Below are 21263 nucleotides of genomic sequence, written 5' to 3' on the forward strand. Positions count from 1 at the left end.
CCATAAACTTCGGATATAAAAACCCGATCTTCCAATGGTTCGGGTTCCCATGTCTGATACGGCTTTTTACGATAATGCGCCTTTGTCGACCGCGTCGGCCATTACCCCTGTGCCACTGGCGCTTTATCAGAGCGATAGAGCCGCCTTTGCGCAAACCCTTGGGGCCTCTTTTGAGCGTTACGGCTTTGCCATTCTGACCGGTCTGTTCGACAGCGAAGGCGCGGGGCTTGATAAGGCGCTGGTTGATAAGGCCTATGCGCAGACCCGGGCTTTTTTTGACCTGCCCGCAGCCAGCAAGTACGAATATCACGAAGCCGGTCACGGCGGTGCGCGCGGCTATACGCCTTTCGGCGTCGAAACCGCCAAGGGTTACAAAGCCCACGACCTGAAAGAATTCTGGCATATGGGCCGCGACCTGCCCGAAGGCCACCCGTACCGCGATCATATGCGTGATAATCTGTGGCCCGAAGAAGTTTCGGAATTCAAACCGGCCCTTCAGGCGCTCTATGCGGCGCTGGATGATCTGGGTAAAAAAGTGCTTTCGGCCATCGCGCTATATCTGAACCTCGCGCCTGACTTCTTTGATAATAAGGTGGCGCTTGGTAACTCCGTCCTGCGCCTTCTGCATTACCCACCGGTCACCGAGGCCGGTGACAGTGTCCGCGCCGGTGCGCACGGGGACATCAATGCTATTACCCTACTTATGGGGGCCGAGGAACCGGGCCTGCAACTGCTTGATCGTGACGGCAGCTGGCTGCCAGTCACTCCGCCGGAAGGGGCTATTGTTATCAATATCGGTGACATGCTGTCACGCCTGACCAACCATGTCCTGCCCTCCACCATTCACCGTGTGGTTAATCCCGCCGAGGCACGAAGCGGCTTCTCGCGCTATTCCATGCCGTTCTTCCTGCATTTTGAATCGCCTTACCTGATCGAGACGCTGGAAAACTGCGTGACGACAGAGCGTCCGGATCAATATGCCGGTCAGGCCATCACGGCCTATGATTTCCTGATGCAAAGGCTGCGTGAGATCAAACTGGCCTGATAAAGCGGTGCCAATTTCAGAAACCAATTCATATTTTTCGTCTGTTTTTTCAAAATTTTTATGGCGACTCTTTGCCGTTAAGATTTGCACCTTGTCTGACAAGGTTTTTCCGGTCACGCCATTAATATGGGTTAATAATATGAAAACCTTGATTTAACTCAAGATTATTCATTTTCATATATCACCGTTTTCATCCTGAAGAACATCTGGGAGTAAAAAGGTAATGAAAAAGACAATTCTGGTGGCCATGGTGGCTGGCTTCTCTATGGTTTCGGCGCAAGCGTTTGCCGCTGAGTGCACCGACGAACAACAGGCCGAAGCGGGCATGGTAGCCGCTTCGATCAGCAAGAACGCGGTTTCAAAGGTTGTACCGGTCACCGGCAAGCAGATGGTCAACATCAGCGCCTGTGATGTGCGTGCGGGCACCTACTCCATTGAATACAAGTATAATTTCCTCGGGGCCGATGGCCTCTACTGGATCGAAGCCAATGCCCGTTTCGGTGCCGGTGGCTCGAATTCCTCGGTTAAGGTGACCAAGGCCAGCCCGAACATGGCCGCGGCTGAAGCCAAGGCTGGCGTCAAGCTGGCGTCCAACTAAACGCAATAAGACAACAGGCCGGAAAAACCGGCCAATCGTCAGGACTGAAAAAACCCTCCGGTTATTGCCGGAGGGTCTTTCTTTTTTGCACAACCGCTCTATCTTGTGTTCATGACACGTTCTTCTCTCCCCCCCCCGCTCACACCAATGGGTGCGCAGGATTTTCCAACGGCCCTGTGGACCCCGCACCGGCCCGAACGCCCCGAAAAATCCGAAGGCGGCAAGCGCTTTGTGCTGCATTCGGCCTATGAGCCCGCCGGAGATCAGCCCGCGGCCATTACCGAGCTTGTCGCCGGTGTTCAGGCCCGCGAACAGGATCAGGTGCTTCTGGGGGTTACGGGATCGGGCAAGACCTTCACCATGGCCAAGATCATTGAGGCCACCCAGCGTCCGGCGCTTATCCTCGCGCACAACAAGACGCTGGCGGCGCAGCTTTATTCTGAATTTAAAGCCTTTTTCCCCGAAAACGCGGTCGAATATTTCGTTTCCTACTACGACTATTATCAACCCGAAGCCTATGTGCCGCGCACCGATACCTATATCGAAAAAGACTCCTCGATAAACGAGCAAATCGACCGTATGCGCCACGCCGCTACCCGCGCGGTCCTTGAGCGCGATGACGTCATCATTGTCGCCTCGGTATCTTGTATTTACGGTATCGGCTCGGTCGAAACCTATACGGCCATGACCTTTGAGTTAAAGGTCGGTCAGATCATCGACGAAGCCCAGTTGCGGGCCGATCTGGTGGCCCTGCAATACAAGCGTAACGATCAGGCCTTTGAACGCGGTACCTTCAGGCGTCGCGGCGATGTTATTGAAATCTTCCCCGCCCACTACGAAGACCGTGCCTGGCGCGTGTCCCTGTTCGGGGACGAAATCGAAGCCCTGACCGAATTTGATCCGCTGACGGGCAAGAAAACCGCCGATCTGCAAGACCTCAAGGTCTATGCCGCCAGCCACTATGTCACGCCCCGCCCGACACTGCGTCAGGCCATAGACCGCATCAAGGCAGAGTTGCGCGTCCGGCTTGAGCAACTGCACGCCGAAGGCAAGCTGCTTGAGGCCCAGCGTCTGGAACAACGCACGACCTTTGACCTTGAGATGCTTGAGGCCACCGGTGCCTGTGCAGGCATTGAAAACTATTCCCGCTATCTGACGGGACGGAATGCCGGTGATCCGCCGCCGACCTTCTTTGAATATCTGCCGGAAAACGCGCTTTTATTCGTCGATGAGAGCCATGTCACCGTGCCCCAGATCGGCGGCATGTACAGAGGCGACTTTGCGCGTAAGTCCACCCTGTCGGAATATGGCTTCCGCCTGCCCTCCTGTCTCGATAACCGGCCTCTCAAGTTTGAGGAGTGGGACGCCATGCGCCCGCAAACCGTTTCGGTGTCGGCCACCCCCGGCAAGTGGGAAATGGCGCAAACCGCAGGCGTCTTTACCGAACAGGTTATTCGCCCGACCGGCCTGATCGATCCGCCGGTGGAAATCCGCCCTGTGTCGAAAGACGGAGCCAATCAGGTTGATGACGTCATTGCCGAGGTGCGTGCTGTCGCCAAGAACGGCTATCGTTCGCTGGTCACGGTGCTGACCAAAAAGATGGCCGAGAACCTGACCGACTATATGCACGAACAGGGCATTCGTGTGCGTTATATGCACTCGGATATCGAAACGCTGGAACGTATTGAGATCATCCGCGATCTGCGTCTGGGGGCCTTTGATGTGCTGATTGGCATCAATCTGCTGCGCGAAGGTCTGGACATCCCCGAATGTGGCTTTGTCGCCATACTTGATGCCGACAAGGAAGGCTTCCTGCGCTCGGAAACCTCGCTCATCCAGACCATTGGCCGCGCCGCACGTAACGTCGATGGCCGTGTCATTCTCTATGCCGACAAGATGACCGGCTCGATGGAACGGGCGTTGGCGGAAACCGCCCGCCGTCGTGAAAAGCAACTGGCCTATAATACCGAACACGGGATTACACCGGAATCGGTTAAACGCGGTATCAGCGATATACTTGATAGTCCCTACGAAAAGGCCGACAGGGTTCAGGTTCCGCTCGGGGTCGCCGCCGGTAAGGATGCCAAACCGTTTCTTGGCTCCAACTTTCAGGCGACGCTTAAGGATCTTGAGAACCGTATGCGCGAGGCCGCCGGTAATCTTGAGTTCGAAGAAGCCGCGCGTTTGCGCGACGAAGTTAAGCGTCTCAAACTGCTCGATCTTGAATTCGCCAGAGATCAGCTGGGCGGCGACTGACCGCTCAGTCCATGCCGATGCTCCTGAGACACACCCCTGTGGCATGAACACGCCATATTGATATGCACACGCGACAAAGCCGATGGATTTTTTATTCAACCTGCGGCACCTTTGTTTATACTGTGCATCAGGTCTGTAACCGGCCTAAAACCGGCCAGACCCACAGATGCACCGGATCAGTTTAGGGCAAGTTCAGGTGATCCAATGCGTAGACCTAAAGTGCGTGCAATACCGCCGGAAGTCGTAGCCGCGTCTCCTGATCCCGTGCCTGATGTGTACCTAGCGGACGGAGATGAAGCCATGAATGTCGTGCCTGTATCCATTCCCAACCATATGCCCAGTGTTCAGTCGCTGGTGGATGCCACTACGATTGCGCGCGAGAACCGCACCGAGCGGGTGAACCGGCTTCAGGAAGAAGCGCGGTCTCTGGCCCGCGAACAGATTGCCGAGCTTGAGGTGCTGATTGATGCCACAGCCCGCATGGCCTTTGAAATCTCGGACGGGGGCGATGCCTATGCGGTAGGCGCACGCGAAATTTGCCGACGACTCGCCGATGAGTTGCCGCGCACGCTTCAGACGCTGCAGATGGTCAGCCGCAAGAGCATCTGATTGCCGCAAATAGTCAGCGGTAACCACAATCGACTCGCACATCCTGTTTTTTTTCCTTACATATTTGCTCCGTTACCGGACAAGGTGACGCAAATAATGCAGAAAAAAGGGTGTGCGGCATGGTCAGAGCCAGAGCTAACAAAAGGATTTCTGTAGCCGTATGCCTTATAGGCGCGGGCGTAGTGCTTATGGCCTGTTCTCCCAAAGCGCCTGAGCCGGAACCCGAGCCGGAACCGGAACCCGCCCCTGTCGTCACCGCCCCGCCGAAACCGCCCGCTGAGCTGCCCACCCGGTCGCCCGGCCTTTGGCAAATGACCCTGAGCGAAGAAGGTTCAGAAGATCAGGCCCGGACTATGCGTATCTGCACTAATGCCGATATGGAAAAGCAGCTAGGCATTACCGGCGAGGACCTGTCGGGGGACAAATGCGAACGTACCACCGTAAGCAAGCTTGAGGACGGTTCATGGGGCTTTCTGGCTGAATGTAATATGGGCACGGGCGGCCTGACCGAGATGTCGGGCAAGATTACCGGTGACTATACACGCGACTATAGCATGACCTTGCGGTCGCAAACCTCCGGTGCCGCGGTTGAGCACATGAACCGCGTCGTCAACATGACGATCAAAGCCAAACGTCAGGGCCCCTGCCGTAAGGGACAGGAAGCCGGTGATGTAATCCTCTCGACCGGTGAGACCTTTAATTTGATCACCATATCCGGCCAGTAGGCCAGACATAATGGAATTAAAAAACCCCGCTTCGTTATGAAGCGGGGTTTTTATTTTAGGCAACGCTGGCCTGACGTTTGGCCTGAATGGCCAGTATTTCGTTCGGCATGACCTGAACGAAAGCGGCCAGTGTGTTTTCCCAATCATCCAGAAGCGCCTTGGCGCGTGGTGACTGTGTGGTGGCCAGATGCTCGGCAATCAGGTCATACAGTTCGCCCTGATCGGCATCGGGCACGGCGCGCAAGGTAATGCCTTCTGGGTTGATGTGATGGCCCAGTGTGCCCTCTGGGTCCCAGACATAGGCAACCCCACCGGTCATACCGGCACCGAAGTTACCGCCGACAGACCCAAGGATGATCACCTTACCGCCGGTCATATATTCGCAGGCATTAGCCCCTGCGCCTTCGATGACCGTGGTGGCTCCTGAGTTACGCACCGCGAAGCGTTCGCCAACCGAACCGGCGATAAACAGCTTACCGGAGGTCGCCCCATACAGAATGGTGTTACCCGCCAGCGCTTGTTTCTCCTGCCAGACACGCGGGCGAATAACGATCTTCGCCCCAGACAGGCCCTTGCCAACATAGTCATTGGACTCACCGATCAGGTCAATATGCAGCCCCTTGACAGCAAAGGCCCCAAGCGATTGACCGGCTGAGCCGCGCAGTTGCAGCGTCAGATGGCTATCGGCCAGCTTATCGCCAAACTTGCGCACCAGCATAGACGAGGTGCGTGTTCCCACGGCGCGCATGGTGTTGCGCACCTCATAGGTCAGGGACATCTTCTCACCGCGCTCGATCAGCGGGCCGGCATCCTTGACGATCTGTGCGTCAAGCGTATCGGCCACTTCGTTGATTTCGTGCGCCAGCGTCACCGGTGCCGCCGGATCACGCTCGACACGCACTAGAAGCGGGTTGAGATCAAGGTCATCGAGGTGCGCACCGCCGCGTGACACCTGACGCAGCAGGTCGGTACGACCAACCGCCTCATCCAGCGAACGCAGACCCATGGCCGCCAGAATTTCACGCACTTCTTCGGCGATGAAGGTGAACAGGTTGATGACCTTTTCCGGCGTGCCGGTGAACTTGGCGCGCAGACGCTCGTCCTGTACGCAGACACCGACCGGACAGGTGTTCGACTGGCACTGACGCACCATCAGACAACCCACTGCGATCAGCGAGGTCGTGCCGATACCGAATTCCTCGGCCCCGAGCATGGCGGCAATCACGATGTCACGGCCGGTCTTCATACCACCGTCCGAACGCAGACGAATCTGGCCACGCAGGTTATTCAGCGTCAGCACCTGATGGGCTTCGCTGAGACCGATTTCAAACGGCAGACCGGCGAATTTGATCGAGGTCAGCGGCGATGCCCCCGTGCCGCCGACATTGCCCGACACCAGAATCGCATCGGCCTTGGCCTTGGCAACACCGGCAGCCACCGCGCCGATACCCGATTGCGACACCAGCTTAACCGTGACACGGCAGTCAGGGTTGATCTGCTTGATGTCATAGATCAGCTGCGCCAGATCTTCGATCGAATAGATGTCATGGTGCGGCGGTGGCGAGATCAGGCCCACGCCCGGCGTCGAGTGACGCATACGGGCTATGAATTCAGTGACCTTGAAGCCCGGAAGCTGGCCACCCTCACCGGGCTTGGCACCCTGTGCGACCTTGATTTCGACTTCACGGCACTGATTGAGATATTCTGCCGTAACGCCGAAACGACCCGAAGCAATCTGCTTGATGGCCGAGTTCGGGTTGTCGCCGTTTGGACGGCGGACATAGCGTTCAGGGTCTTCCCCGCCCTCACCCGACACCGAACGCGCACCAATGCGGTTCATGGCGATATTCAGCGTCTCATGCGCTTCGGGGCTGAGCGCGCCCAAAGACATGCCCGGCGTCACGAAACGCTTGCGGATTTCGTTGACCGATTCGACCTCATCGAGCGGCACAGGCTTGTTCTTCGGTGCCCAGTCCAGCAGATCGCGTGGTGCCGTCGGGGCGGTTTTCAGAATCTTGCCGACCAGATCGGAATAGGTCTTATAGACCTTATAGTCACCGCGTGTGGTCGCATCCTGCAACAGGTGGATCAGCTTCGGCTGATAATAGTGAGTCTCACCACTGGCGCGGAACTTATAGAAACCGCCGATGGGGATAGCCGGTGTCTTTGAGGCCCACGCCGTCAGGTGCAGGTCACGCAGCTTGGTCTCGATACCGGCCAGACCAATACCGGAAATGCGCGAGGTCACGCCGGGGAAGAATTCAGCCACCAGCGCCCGCGACAGGCCCAGCGCCTCGAACTCATAGCCACCGCGATAGCTTGAGATAACCGAGATGCCCTTCTTGGCGAGGATCTTGAGCAGACCCGCCTCGATGGACTTTTTGTAGTTGCCGATAACCTTGGTGACCGGCATCTGACCATAACGGCCCTGCGCATGACGCGCCTGCAACAGCTCAAGCGACAGATAGGGGTTGACCGCCGTGGCCCCCACACCGACCAGAACCGCAAAGCTGTGCGAATCCATGGCTTCGGAAGACCGGACAATGATCGACACGAAAGAGCGCAGACCCTTTTGCACCAGACGCGCATGGACGCCCGCAGCGGCCAGAATGGCCGGTACGCGCATGCGTTCAGCGTTAGAGGCTTCATCGGTCAGCACGATCATGCTGGCGCCGCCTTCGACCGCGACCACGGCTTCGTCACGCAGGGAGTCGAGCGCCACACGCAGACCCTTGCCTGCCTTCGCGTCGTCTTCCGGCAGCGGGAAGGTGCAATCAAGCGTCGCGACCTTGCCGACCGTATCCATGGCGATCAGGCGCTCATACATGCCCGTGGTCATGAACGGGCTTTCCATAACCAGCACATTGGTCTGGGCTTCGTCTTCGGCCAGAATATTGCCGAGGTTCTTGAAGCGTGTTTTCAGGCTCATGCCCGATTCTTCACGCAGCGGATCGATCGGCGGGTTGGTAACCTGCGCGAAGTTCTGACGGAAGAAGTGCGACAGCGGACGCCACTTTTCCGAAAGCACAGCCAGAGGCGTATCATCGCCCATCGAGCCAATGGCTTCCTTGCCGTCCTTGGCCATGGCATCAAGAACGGTATCAATATCCTCAAGGGTGTGGCCACCGGCGATCTGACGACGATCGAGTTCCTCGCCATCATAACGGCGCGGCTCTGGGCCATCCTCGATAACCGTTTCCAGTTCGATGATGTTCTGAAGCCAGCCGGTGAAGTCGTGCTTGGCCGACAGGGTGTCGAGGATTTCGGTTTCCGAATAGAGCTTGCCGGCCTCAAGATCGACGGCGATCATGCGGCCCGGTGCGATCATTGAACGCTTGGATACACGCTCATCGGCCACGCCGGTCATACCGGCTTCGGAACCGACAATCAGCAGACCATCATGGGTTTCGGTAACCCGCAGCGGACGCAGACCATTGCGGTCCTTACCGGCAACCACCCAATGACCGTCGGTGGCACAAAGGGCTGCCGGGCCGTCCCACGGCTCCATCACCGCGTTACAATAGGCATAGAGCGCCCGGTGGCTTTCCGACAGGGTTTCAGTGTGCTTCGACCAGGCTTCGGGCACCAGAAGCGCCTTGGCCATGGGGGCCGAACGACCGGCACGCACTACCAATTCATAGACGTTATCAAGCGCTGCCGAATCCGAACCACGCGGCTGAATGACCGGCTTAACGTCCGCAGCGCTGTCACCGAAGGTCGCCGCCGCCATGCGGATTTCATGCGACTTCATCCAGTTGACGTTACCGCGCAGGGTGTTGATTTCCCCGTTGTGGGCCAGCATGCGGAACGGCTGGGCCAGACGCCACTCAGGGAAGGTATTGGTCGAGAAGCGCTGGTGGAACACGGCGACGTTGGAAACGAAGCGCGGGTCTTTCAGATCAAGATAAAAATCATCGACCAGCTCGGCGCGGAACATGCCCTTATAGATCAGGGTGCGCGACGAGAACGAACAAAGGTAGCAATCGAGGTTCGCTTCCTCGACACGCTTTTCGATGCGGCGACGGCAGAGGAACATGGCGCGTTCCAGCGCCTCGCCCTCAAGCCCGTCAGGGGCCGCCATCATGATCTGTTCGATTTCCGGACGCGTCGAATTGGCGCGTGTCCCCAGATGGCTTACATCAACCGGGGCCTGACGCCAGCCATAGAGATAGAAACCCGAACGCAGGATTTCCGATTCAACAATGGTACGGGCCGCTTCCTGCGCGCCGATATCCGAGCGCGGCAAAAAGACCTGACCGACCAGAACCGGGCCGGGACGCGGGGTGTGACCGATATTGCGGACCTGCTCACGGAAAAAGTCCTGCGGCACGCTGAGCATGATGCCTGCACCGTCGCCTGACTTACCGTCGGCATCAACCGCACCACGGTGAAACAGGGCCTTAAGCGCCTTGATCGCCAGCTCAACCACGTCGCGACGGGCGCTGCCATCAATCGAGCAGACTACACCCACGCCACAGGCATCGATTTCTGACGCCGGATCATAGGCATGGCCTTCGATCAGGTTACGGCGGTTGCGATGATAGAGTTCGTAAGCAGATGTCATTGAGCAGCCTCCAGAGCGGACGCGGAGAGTTGGGATTGGATATAGTAATGGATGTCAGCAGCGGCATCCTGACCTTCGCGCACGGCCCAGACGACCAGTGACGCGCCACGCACGATGTCACCGGCGGCAAAGACACCCGGTACGTAGGTCTGGAATTCACCGGCCTGCACCTTGATGGTGCCCCACTGGCTGATTTCCAGTTCCGGCTGGTTGAACATCACCGGAATGTTCTCAGGCTCAAAGCCAAGCGCTTCGATAATCAGATCAGCCGGAAGATCAGCTTCGGCACCGGGGATATCTTCGATACCCTGACGCCCGTGGGCATCCGGTGTCGTCAGGCGCATGCGCTGAATGCGCAAGGCCGTCACATTATCGGCATCGCCCATAACCGCCTTGGGGGCCGCCAGCCATTCAAAGCTGACGCCTTCTTCCTCGGCATTATAGACTTCGCGTTCCGAGCCCGGCATGTTGGCGCGGTCACGGCGATAAACGCAGGACACTGACTTCGCGCCCTGACGCGTCGCGGTACGCACGCAGTCCATGGCCGTGTCACCACCGCCGATAACCACAACGTGCTTGCCTGCGGCATTGAGGTGGGCTTCGGACACCGGATCGGCCTCATAGCCAAAACCCTGACGGTTGGCCATGGTCAGGTAATCCAGCGCAACCACCACGCCCTTGGAGCCGCAGCCCGGCACGCTCAGGCGACGGGTCTTATAAACGCCGGTCGCAATCAGGATGGCGTCATGCTTTTCGCGCAGGTCCTCAAAGGCTACATCTTCGCCGATATCGCAGTTAGAGACGAATTCGACACCTGAGGCCTTGAGGCGGTCAACCCGACGGGCGACCACGTCCTTTTCCAGCTTGAAGGACGGGATACCATAGGTCAGAAGCCCGCCCGCACGGTCATAGCGGTCATAGATGGTGACCTTATAGCCCTGCGTGCGCAGACGATCAGCCGCTGCGATGCCCGCAGGCCCCGCCCCGATGATGCCGACGCTCTGGTCGCGCTCTATGGCCGGACGGATCGGCTCGATCCAGCCGTTTTCAAAGGCCATGTCCCCAAGGAAGCGCTCAACCGCCCCGATGGTGACGTTTTCCCAGCCTGATTGCTCAAGTACACAGGAACCTTCACACAGACGATCCTGCGGACAGATGCGGCCACAGATTTCCGGCAAGGCCGAGGTCGCTGAAGACAACTCATAGGCCTGCTGATAGCGGCCTTCAGCGGTCAGGCGCAGCCAGTCAGGAATATTGTTCTGCAAAGGACAGCCCGACTGACAGAACGGCACACCACATTGCGCGCAGCGCGATGCCTGCGTGGACGCCTGATCCGGTTTGAAATCCGAATAAATTTCGCCAAAGTTGGTAATGCGAGCCTTCGCATCCGCCTTTTGCGGTGTTTTTCTGACTTCAACGACGAAACGGTTCGTCTCCAGCGCCATGTCGTAACCCTTCTGTTCGGGCTTCCAGACCTTTTACAGACGAGACGTCTGAAAGGCACGCCCGTCGGTCTGGTTGCAATTGATACCACAGTGTGGCAGCGCGAAATAATCAGTTTATTGTTATGTGAAGTTTACAGGAGAAACCGCCCGCGCTGCCGGAAACGGTTCGCCCCTACGCTCCAGGAACCAGACACGCTTATGCGTGAATAATAATCTGGCTGATGCGTTTGGAGGCGGGTCGCTCTGTGTCCTGCTTCGTGCCCACATTGAGCCCGATAATAATCTTGCCGACCAGCAGAGTGACAAAGGCGGTAATCGCATTCAGGCTGATATCGCGGGCCACAATACGACGCACACCGGCGGATTTACGGGCGGTAATTACCGCCTGCACCATCGGGCTAATCGTTACTGTAGTCAGCGGCAGGGCCATGAATTGCGTACTTAACCGTTTCAGTTGTAACAACACGAGGTTTGCGCCCGAAACATCCTTCACCGCTTTTGATCGCTGGCGTGACGTTCGACACACTTTTCCCGTATTGGCGCTATGTGCGCGAAAATTTACAGAATTGCACGTGTTTTTTGCGTTTAACGCCGAAAAAATGAACAAAACACTTTTCAACCTGTTGCGAACTTTCGCGCATATATTTGAAAAATCAGGCAAATGCCTTGACGGCTGAGATGATTTCGTCCTGTGTTTCAGCACTCAGGTAAGGGCTGAACGGCAGGCTGATGACGGTTTTTGACTTGGCTTCGGACACCGAAAGATCACGTGGGCCAGAGGTAAAGGCCGCATAGCCCGGCTGCTGGTGCAGGGGGATGGGATAATAGACCGCCGACGGAATACCCTTATCGCGTAAGGCGGCTTGCAGGCCGTCACGGTTCTCATGCTCGATGGTGTATTGCGCCCAGGTCGAGATAAAACCCGCCTTCACATAGGGTACGCTTGTGACGAAGCCTTCAAGGCCCGCATTATAACGTCTGGCGACCGCCTGACGCAGTTCGATCTCTTCGGCAAAGATGGCCAGCTTTTCCACCAGCACCGCTGCCTGAATCGTATCCAGACGCGAATTCATGCCGATACGCACATTAAGATACTTGGCTTCGTGGGCAAAGTTCGCCGCATCCGCAGCGGTCGCCCCGCCATGAACGCGATAGGAAATCAGACGATCGAGAAGCGCCTCATCATTGGTGACTACCGCGCCGCCATCGCCATAACAACCCAAGGGCTTGGCCGGATAGAAGCTGGTGGCCGTTGCCTTGGCCCAGTTGAGCGATTGCTTGCCGTCAATCGTGCCGCCAAACCCTTGTGCCGCATCAGATACCACCGGCAAACCATATTTTTCGGCAATCTTCGCAATCGCCGGATAGTCAGCGGGTTGGCCAAACAGATCAACGGCAATGATCGCCGCAGGCTTCAGACGGCCTTCCTTGATCACCACCTCAATGGCCGCCTCAAGTTTCACCGGATCGATATTGTAGGTTTTAGCGTCGATATCGACAAATACTGGTTCAGCGCGCGTCATTGGCACTACTTCGGCGGTGGCGACAAAGGTAAAGGACGGCACAAACACCGCATCGCCCTCTCCGACCCCAAGCGCCAGCAGGATAAGCTCGATGGCATCGGTTCCGTTGGCACAGGACAGGGCGTGTTTCGATTGCGCAAAGCTGGCCAGATCGGCCTCAAAGCGTTTGACCTCAGGCCCCATAATATAGGCGCCGTGATCAAGAACCCGCTTAACGCCCGCCTCAATGGCCGCGCCAATGCGTTCGCGTTGTGCCCCAAGATCGATGAAAGGAATGGCCATGAATTTACCTTTACGGAACTGTGTCTATTTCGCCTTTAGTCGCCTAATGTCGCCTGCGCATCTCAAAAGGCATTACCCAAAGTTTCATAAGTATGAAATATGCCGCACACACAGACTAATTAATTGATATTGTCCGACATAAACCTATATATGCGGCAATGGTTTTTACGTTCAGGTCGCGCGCGAAAAAGCGGGCTTGAATTTCGCGGCGTATTTGCGTCATATGCGCGCCACGTTAGCGCTAACATTTCTATTATCGACAGGAGAGATACCTTGGTTTACGGCAATCTGATTAACGGCGAATGGGTCGAAACAGGTGAAACCTTCAACAACCTCAACCCGTCCGACACCAATGATATCATCGGCGTCTACTCCAAGGCCGGTGAGGCCGAAGTCAAGGCCGCTATTGCCGCCGCTCGTGAAGCGCTGAAGACATGGCAGTATTCCACACCCCAGCAACGTTTTGACGTGCTCGACAATGCCGGTACGGAAATCCTCAACCGTAAGGCCGAACTGGGTGCGCTCCTGTCGCGCGAAGAAGGCAAGACCCTTGCCGAAGGTATTGGCGAAGTTACCCGCGCCGGTCACATCTTCAAATATTTCGCCGGTGAAGCCCTGCGCGCCCACGGCGAAGTGCTCGATTCCGTCCGTCCGGGCGTCAAGGTCGAGATCACGCGTGAGCCGGTCGGCGTCGTAGGCCTGATCTGCCCGTGGAACTTCCCTATTGCTATTCCGGCATGGAAAATGGCGCCGGCCATCGCTTTTGGTAACACCGTCGTTTGTAAGCCTGCCGAACTGACACCGGGCTGCGCCTGGGAACTGGCGGATATTCTGAACCGCGCCGGTCTGCCCAAGGGCGTGCTGAACGTGGTCTTCGCCCGTGGTTCGGTTGCCGGCCCGCTGCTCATCGACGGCACGGATGCCATTTCCTTTACCGGTTCGGTGCCAACCGGCACCCGCGTGCGTGATCAGGCCGTTGCCAAGGGCAAGCGCATTCAGGCCGAAATGGGCGGTAAGAACCCTGTCATCGTTCTGGATGACGCTGACCTCAATGTTGCGGTTAACTCGATCCTCAACTCAGCCTTCTTCTCAAGCGGTCACCGCTGCACGGCCTCGTCGCGCATCATCGTCACCGAAGGCATTGCCGATCAGTTCGTTGCCGAACTGGCAAAAGCCGCAAAGGCCATCAAGGTCGGCGACAGCCGCGCCGATGGCGTTCAGATGGGGCCGATCGCCTCTCAGGAACAACTGGATATCGCCCGTGACGCCGTCGCCAAGGCCCGCGAAGATGGTGCTGAGATCCTGTCGGGTGGCGAAGACCTGACCTTCGGCACACCGGGCTATTATTATGCGCCAACCCTGATCGATAAAACGACACCGGACATGCGCATCAACAAGGATGAAGTCTTCGGGCCGGTGGCTTCGGTCATTCGCGTCAAAGACCTCGAAGAAGCCATCAAGGTTGCCAACGACACCGAATTTGGTCTGTCAGCGGGCATCATCACCACCTCGCTGAAGTCGGCTGAAACCTTCAAGCGTCGTTCGGAAGCCGGTATGGTCATGGTCAATCTGCCGACCGCCGGTGTTGATTATCACGTTCCGTTCGGTGGCCGCAAAGCCTCGTCCTACGGTTCACGTGAACAAGGCGCCTATGCCAAGGAATTCTACACCATCGTCAAGACCGCCTATACGTCTGCCTGATAACTAAACCCTTCCCTCTCCCCTCAGGGGAGAGGGAAAACTTTACAGCCCCGCGTACAGGGCCTCAATCAGGCCAACCGGACGCGGATCACCAATCAGATAGGGCGACTGTCGCGTCATCACATAGGCCGCCGACAGCTTGCGCTCAGGATCGGCGAACAGGCATGACCCGCCCCAGCCGGAATGGCCAACGGCATTCTCATTCGGCCCATAAATATCTATCCCACGATTCCGCAGGAAGCCCGCCGCCCAAGACAGGGTAAAGGGCAGCACCTTATCCGGCCCATAGGTTCGTTCACGCGACGCCTCCGTTAAGGTCGCTTCGGAAATCACCCGTGTTCCGCCAATCACCCCGCCGGTAGCGATGATATTCATATATTTCGCCAGTGCCTCTGCGGTCGCATGGCCATTGGTTGACGGAATTTCCATCCGTCGCCAGTCTTCGTTGCCCTTACCCGCCGGTGAAGACCCCTTGTCAAAAAAGGCCGCCTTTTTGATGGCATCAATCGTCCCGAGATTAGGGGCTGCGGTCGGTTTTTGCATTTCCGCAATCCGGTGGGCCTCGCTATCGGGGGTGCCGATCATCAAATCAAGACCGAAGGGTTGAGCTATGTCTTCGCGCAAGGCCGTACCTAATGAGCGCCCATCGGCGCGGCGGAATATCTCCCCCATCAAATAGCCGACCGTTATCGGATGATACCCCGATCCCTCGCCCGGCGTCCACAAAGGGGCCTGCGCGCACAGGGCGTCAAGGGTCGCGTCAACATCAAACCATGTCGTCGGATCAATCGGAGGAGAGAAGCCTGACAGGCCGCCCTGATGGGAAATCAGTTGCCCGAGCGTGATCGCATCCTTGCCCGCCTGAGAAAATTCCGGCCAGATACCAGACACAGGCGCATTGTAATCCAGCCTTCCCTGATCAACCAGCCGCGCAATCATCAGAGCCGTAATGGCCTTGGTCGAGGAAAATATCGGCGTCAGGGTCTTATCGGTGAACGGGGCAGCATCGGCTTTGCGGCTCGTCTGCCCGCCCCATACATCCAGAATAACCTCACCGTCCTGCACCACCGTAAAGCGGGCACCGACTTCGGTTAAGCCGTCCGGTCCCTCGATGAAATTCTGCGCAAACCGGTCTTTCACCGCAGAAAAGCGGTCGGGGGCGTAACCTTGGATATCGGGCATGGGCGGATTTTCTCAAAAAAAAGGACTGCGATCGCTTCTGTTATAAGAGCGCGGCTTGAACGGTTCAACCGTCAGGTGCGACATAAGCGCCCGCCCCGCGCCCAGTAAACCTTTGGCAAAATACCCGCTGATATGCTGAGCGCGTGAGACGGCCAAACCGCCCATCGCTACCATTACCTTTTGGAACGCTTATCATGATCCATCACGATCCCTTCGCTCAGCCCTTCCACACCCATGACCCGCTCATTGGTAGCGAACGGCTCAGGCTCTATGGACTGACCCCTGAGGTTTGTGAAAATATTCGCAGCCACGGCGCTTTCCTGCTGTCTGTCGTGCCTGAGGCGCTTGACAGGTTTTACCGTCGCATCGGTGATTTTGAAGAAACCCGCCGCTTCTTTCGCGATGATGAGCACATAGCATTCATGAAGGTCGTTCAGACACGTCACTGGCAACGCCTGACCGAAGCGCAGTTTGATGAGGCCTATGCCGAGGAAGTGATGCGCATCGGTGAAACCCACTATAATGTGGGGGTTCCGCCCAAGCTCTATATCGCCTTTTATAATGTCATGCTGATCGCGCTGGCCGATCTTGTTGCGCTTCGTTATGACGCCACCTTCCCCGAAGCAGGCCCTGCGGATCAGTTTACCTTGATGAAAGACCTGACACGTGTTCTGATGTACGACATGGAATGCGCCATCACGGTCTATGTTGAGCGCTCAAACAGCATATTCATCTGACGGAGAAACCCCACCATGAAACGCCTGTTGTCTGCCGTTACCCTTGCCTGTGTGTGCGCCCTGCCTGTGAGCGCAGTGGCCGAAGCCCCGTCGCCTGAGTTGCGCGCCGCCATAGACGGTAGCTGGCGTTCTGAGACCGATAAGGCGCGCGATGTGTATCGCCATCCGGCCGAAGCCCTGACCTTCTGGGGTCTTGGGCCCAACCAGACGATAGTCGAATTCTATCCGGGCAATGGCGGCTGGTGGACGCAGATACTGGCACCCTACGCCAAAAACACCGGCGGCACCTATATTGCGGCCATTAATAATGGCGCAGACCCCGCCTTTTACGCGGCTGTGGCCGATGAAGCGCGTTACGGCAAGGTTAAGGCCTATAGCCTGACCGGCGAAGTCAGCGAACTGCCCGCCAATACTGCCGATCTGGTGTTGATTGCCCGTGCCTTCCATAACTGGGCCAGACGCGATGGTGTGACCGATCATTATCTTAAGGCAGCTTTTGATACGCTGAAACCGGGCGGTATTCTGGCGGTCGAACAGCACCGTGCCGCCGAAGGGGCTGACCCCAAGGCGGGCAGCGGCTATGTACCGGAATCCTATGTCATCGAAGCCGCACAAAAGGCCGGTTTCGTTCTCGAAGGCCGGTCGGAAATCAATGCCAACCCCAAGGATACACGTGATCATCCGTTTGGCGTTTGGACCCTGCCACCGGTACGTTCAAGTGCCGCGCGTGGCGAGCAACCCGCCCCTAATTTCGACCGCGCGAAATATGATGCCATTGGCGAATCCGACCGTATGACCCTGAAATTCCGTAAGCCCCTGAAATAGGCCTTACTGACGGGTTTAAAATAAGGATTGACCAGACGGCGAAGTGAACATACCATGAACAAATGGCAAAATCACTCAAAGACCGTCTGGCCATCCTTTCTGACGCCGCGAAATATGACGCGTCCTGCGCCTCCTCAGGGACGACTAAGCGCAACTCTTTGAAATCCGGCGGCCTGGGTTCAACCGAAGGCTCAGGCATTTGTCACGCCTATGCGCCGGACGGTCGCTGCATATCGCTGCTCAAGATTTTGATGACCAATTTCTGCATCTATGACTGCGCCTATTGCATCAACCGGTCATCTTCCAATGTGGCGCGTGCGCGATTTACACCGGATGAGGTGGTGTGGCTGACGCTCGAATTTTACCGCCGCAACTATATCGAAGGCCTGTTTTTGTCGTCAGGCATTATCCAGAATTCCGATTACACCATGGAACAGATGGTGCGCATCGCCAAAGATTTGCGGCTGAAGCACGGGTTCCGCGGCTATATCCATCTGAAAACCATCCCCGAAGCTTCGGCGCACCTGATCGAGGAGGCCGGATTGTTTGCCGACCGCCTGTCGATCAATATCGAACTGCCGACAGATGCGGGTGTTGAAAAATTCGCCCCCCAGAAACATCCGGCCAATATCCGGCGCTCCATGGGTGAGCTTAAAACCAAAATTGATGAGGCGCATGAGCCGACCCTGAAATCCAGACGCCGCAAACGCTTTGTCCCTGCGGGACAGAGCACACAAATGATTATAGGCGCGGATAAGGCATCGGATGCCACGATCCTGAATACCAGCGCCGGTCTTTATTCCGGTTATCGCCTGCGCCGCGTCTATTATTCGGCCTTCAGTCCTATTCCCGATGCCTCTCAGGCCTTGCCGCTGATCAGACCGCCGCTGATGCGTGAGCACCGGCTTTATCAGGCCGACTGGCTTTACCGGTTTTACGGGTTCAATATCGATGAAATCACGGCCAGCCAGCCGGACGGGATGCTTGAACTGGATATTGACCCCAAACTGTCCTGGGCGCTGGCTAATCGCGCGCGTTTTCCGGTGGACATAAACAGCGCCGACAAGGAGCTTTTGCTGCGCGTCCCCGGATTAGGGGTAAAGACGGTTCTCTCCATCCTCAAGGCGCGCAAGCACAAAAGACTGGGGCTGGAAGATCTGGCGCGGCTCAAGGTATCGGTGAAAAAGGTCAAGGCCTTTATCAGCGCCTCCGGCTGGGCACCGGTGTCGCTCATTGATCGGGCCGATCTGCGTGAGATGTTCAACCCGCCGCCTGAGCAACTGGCCCTGCTATGATCCACCGTGTCAGGCTTTCAGGGGCAGGCCATTTCGACGACTGGCGACAGGCGGCGCGAAGCCTTATTTTACAAGGGGCTGAGCCACGCGATATCGAATGGGGCTGCGATTACGAATATACGGACGATCTGTTTGCCGCCCCGTCAGCACCGCCCCGCGCGGTTACCGGTACCTTGTCTGTGCCCAGGGCTTTCCTGACATTGGCCGAAAGGCTTTTGTGCCACAATAATCCCGCACGGTTTTCGCTGGCCTATCGCTTGTTGTGGCGTTTGCAGCGTGAGCGCAATCTGCTGGCGCAGGTGACAGACGCAGATATGTGTCAGTCGCATCAGCTTGTTAAATCCGTTGACCGCGATTGCCATAAGATGAAAGCCTTTGTGCGCTTCAAGGAAATGGACGGCGAAGGGGCACGCCGTAGGTTCGTCGCCTGGTTTGAACCGGATCATTATATCATCCGCCGTACCGCGCCGTTTTTTCAGCGTCGCTTTACCGATATGGACTGGATTATCGCCACGCCCAAAGGCTCGGCGGCATGGGATGGTCAGAGCCTGCATTTTAATGATCAGCCCCAAACCCGCCCCGATATAGTTGATGAGACGGATGATCTCTGGCGAACCTATTTTGCCAATATTTTCAATCCAGCGCGCCTCAAGGTCAAAATGATGCAGTCGGAAATGCCCAAGAAATACTGGAAGAACCTGCCCGAAGCCGACCTGATCCCGCAACTGATCCGCGATGCGGATAAGCGCGTACAGGAAATGAATAATCAGACCCTGAATCAAACCCCGCCTCGTTTTCACCAGCGCCTGAACAAGGCGCGATCCACCTGACCATTGCCTTGACAGGTTTCACACAGTGGGGTTAGGGTGCGCGACGGATAATTTGTCCGACATTATAAATATAAAAATCAGCGCCTGACGGGGAGCACTTCATGCCTAAGCTTACGCCTAAATCGGCCACACTAAGGGTGGCTGCCTGTTGTCTGACTCTGTTGGCGGTAAGCCTGAGCAGTTGCGGCGGCGGTGGTGGCGGCGGCGGAAGCAGCGGGGGTGGCGGTGCGTCCTCAAGCAGCAGCGCACCGGTCAATGGCACCCTGAGCTCCATTAATTTTACCTATCAGCTCAGGATCAAAAACATCCAGAGCGGTCAGTATCTCGGAATCGAAAACCAGAGCCAGACATCAGGTGCCCGTATTTCCCAAAGCACTGATACCACAGGCAAACACACGCACTGGCATGCCATACCTATGCCGGACAGTCAGTATAATCTGGAGAATATGCTGACCCATCAGGTCATGGGCATAGTGAATGCCTCTAATGAGGCCGGTGCCGAGGCCGTGCAATGGGCCGATAACGGCACCAATGATCACCTGTGGCAATTCTATGCGCTGGGCAATAACCGGTATCTGATCCGTAACGTCAAAAGCGGTCTTTACCTGCAATCTGATACAACAAGTCTCATCAAACAGGCCGCTCGCAATGCCGCCTGCACCTGTCAGGAGTGGGAAATTACTCAGACAACTCATGCAGCCTATCCCCTGCCCTTAAATGTTACGGGCGGGGGCACGGCTGTACATGACCCGCATATGATTCAGGATGCCGCCGGAAAATACTGGCTCTATGGCACGCACAATACGCTCTCAAGTTCGACGGACATGATCAATTTTACTGCCAATACGCGGGCCATTGATCCTGATTTTGCGTGGTGGAAGACCAAAAACACCACCGACACCGGCGGGCGAACCGATCTCTGGGCACCGGGCCTGCTCTATGCCAACGGCACCTATTATCACTACTACTCGATCCCGATCTATCAGACGCCATCGAACAACACGACCAATCAGGGAGCGCAGGCCTTGATTGCGCTGGCGACCGGCCCGTCACCGACCGGGCCCTGGACGGATGCGGGTGAAATCATTTCCTCCTGCGGACGTACTACCGGCTGTACCACGACATGGAACGCCATTGACCCCGCCCCCTTCATAGATGCTGACGGGCGCTGGTGGATGACCTTTGGTTCGTGGGAAGACGGCCTGCATATCCTTGAGCTTGACCCCGCCACGGGTCTGAGACTGGGGACGGATATGACCAACATCGTTAAACGCCCTGCCGGTATCGAAGGCCCGTTCATCTTCCCGCACACCGTTGGCGGCACGCAGTATTATTACTACTTCGCCTCGATTAATGTCTGCTGCTCGGGCCTCAACAGCCGCTACCGCATCGTGGTCGGGCGTTCGACAAGCCCAACCGGCCCCTATCTTGATCGGGGCGGCCTTGATCTGAAAGACGGCGGCGGCACTATTCTGCTCAGTACCCATGGCAATATTCATGGCCCCGGCGGCCAGAGCGTGCTGAAAACCAACGATAACAAGGTCGTCCTGACCTATCATTATTACAACGGCACAGAAAACGGCTTCCCCAGACTGGGCCTGAACTATCTGGCATTTGATGCCGATGGCTGGCCCTATGTCGAGTGA

The 21263-nt window shown here is 56.9% G+C and carries 16 protein-coding genes; 11 read left to right on the forward strand and 5 right to left on the reverse strand.

Annotated elements, in window-relative coordinates; genetic code table 11:
- Positions 1–49 precede the first annotated feature (49 nt).
- The 5 genes from E5201_RS00480 (at position 50) to E5201_RS00500 (ending at position 5233) form a co-directional block, all read left to right on the forward strand.
- Entirely contained in the window at positions 50–1045 is a 996-nt protein-coding gene (locus E5201_RS00480) for an isopenicillin N synthase family dioxygenase (RefSeq protein ID WP_246050339.1), read from the forward strand.
- 223 nt (positions 1046–1268) lie between these two features.
- Positions 1269–1643, forward strand: coding sequence for a hypothetical protein (locus E5201_RS00485; RefSeq protein ID WP_140984041.1), 375 nt, complete (start codon positions 1269–1271; stop codon positions 1641–1643).
- A gap of 111 nt (positions 1644–1754) precedes the next feature.
- Positions 1755–3899, forward strand: coding sequence for an excinuclease ABC subunit UvrB (gene uvrB, locus E5201_RS00490; RefSeq protein WP_246050340.1), 2145 nt, complete (start codon positions 1755–1757; stop codon positions 3897–3899).
- A gap of 204 nt (positions 3900–4103) precedes the next feature.
- Positions 4104–4508: a hypothetical protein gene (locus E5201_RS00495; protein WP_246050341.1), complete on the forward strand. Its 405-nt coding sequence runs from the start codon at positions 4104–4106 to the stop codon at positions 4506–4508.
- Positions 4509–4696: 188 nt separating this feature from the next.
- A complete protein-coding gene (locus E5201_RS00500) occupies positions 4697–5233 on the forward strand; it encodes a DUF3617 domain-containing protein (RefSeq protein ID WP_140984042.1) in 537 nt (178 codons plus the stop codon).
- A 55-nt stretch (positions 5234–5288) separates the two neighbouring features.
- On the opposite strand, the gene gltB is transcribed toward E5201_RS00500, so the two are convergent.
- The 4 genes from gltB to E5201_RS00520 all read right to left on the reverse strand — a co-directional run bounded on the left by gltB (position 5289) and on the right by E5201_RS00520 (position 13047).
- Entirely contained in the window at positions 5289–9797 is a 4509-nt protein-coding gene (gene gltB / locus E5201_RS00505) for a glutamate synthase large subunit (protein ID WP_140984043.1), read from the reverse strand.
- Entirely contained in the window at positions 9794–11242 is a 1449-nt protein-coding gene (locus E5201_RS00510; protein WP_140984044.1) for an NAD(P)-dependent oxidoreductase, read from the reverse strand. The genes gltB and E5201_RS00510 overlap by 4 nt, the downstream gene beginning before the upstream one ends.
- A 196-nt stretch (positions 11243–11438) precedes the next feature.
- Positions 11439–11672 (reverse strand): hypothetical protein, encoded by a 234-nt coding sequence (locus E5201_RS00515; RefSeq protein ID WP_140984045.1) that lies wholly within the window; start codon positions 11670–11672, stop codon positions 11439–11441.
- Positions 11673–11895: 223 nt separating this feature from the next.
- Entirely contained in the window at positions 11896–13047 is a 1152-nt protein-coding gene (locus E5201_RS00520; protein ID WP_140984046.1) for a DegT/DnrJ/EryC1/StrS family aminotransferase, read from the reverse strand.
- Positions 13048–13320: 273 nt separating this feature from the next.
- Here E5201_RS00520 and E5201_RS00525 point away from each other — a divergent pair, with 273 nt between their 5' ends.
- A complete protein-coding gene (locus E5201_RS00525; protein ID WP_140984047.1) occupies positions 13321–14748 on the forward strand; it encodes an aldehyde dehydrogenase family protein in 1428 nt (475 codons plus the stop codon).
- A 42-nt stretch (positions 14749–14790) separates the two neighbouring features.
- On the opposite strand, the gene E5201_RS00530 is transcribed toward E5201_RS00525, so the two are convergent.
- Complete coding sequence (locus E5201_RS00530; RefSeq protein WP_140984048.1) at positions 14791–15930, reverse strand: serine hydrolase domain-containing protein; 1140 nt, start codon at positions 15928–15930, stop codon at positions 14791–14793.
- A 194-nt stretch (positions 15931–16124) separates the two neighbouring features.
- On the opposite strand from E5201_RS00530, the gene E5201_RS00535 reads away from it, so the two are divergent.
- The 5 genes from E5201_RS00535 (at position 16125) to E5201_RS00555 (ending at position 21263) form a co-directional block, all read left to right on the forward strand.
- Positions 16125–16667, forward strand: a complete 543-nt coding sequence (locus tag E5201_RS00535; RefSeq protein ID WP_140984049.1) for a protoglobin domain-containing protein — start codon at positions 16125–16127, stop codon at positions 16665–16667.
- A gap of 15 nt (positions 16668–16682) precedes the next feature.
- Positions 16683–17492, forward strand: coding sequence for a class I SAM-dependent methyltransferase (locus E5201_RS00540; protein ID WP_140984050.1), 810 nt, complete (start codon positions 16683–16685; stop codon positions 17490–17492).
- A gap of 62 nt (positions 17493–17554) precedes the next feature.
- Positions 17555–18787 (forward strand): putative DNA modification/repair radical SAM protein, encoded by a 1233-nt coding sequence (locus E5201_RS00545; RefSeq protein ID WP_140984051.1) that lies wholly within the window; start codon positions 17555–17557, stop codon positions 18785–18787.
- Entirely contained in the window at positions 18784–19617 is an 834-nt protein-coding gene (locus E5201_RS00550) for a TIGR03915 family putative DNA repair protein (RefSeq protein WP_140984052.1), read from the forward strand. Before E5201_RS00545 ends, E5201_RS00550 begins: the two co-directional genes overlap by 4 nt.
- Before the next feature lie 101 nt (positions 19618–19718).
- On the forward strand, positions 19719–21263 hold the full coding sequence (locus tag E5201_RS00555) for a family 43 glycosylhydrolase (RefSeq protein ID WP_140984053.1): 1545 nt from the start codon (positions 19719–19721) through the stop codon (positions 21261–21263).

Source organism: Asticcacaulis tiandongensis (genome assembly GCF_006475605.1).
GTDB lineage: Bacteria > Pseudomonadota > Alphaproteobacteria > Caulobacterales > Caulobacteraceae > Asticcacaulis > Asticcacaulis tiandongensis.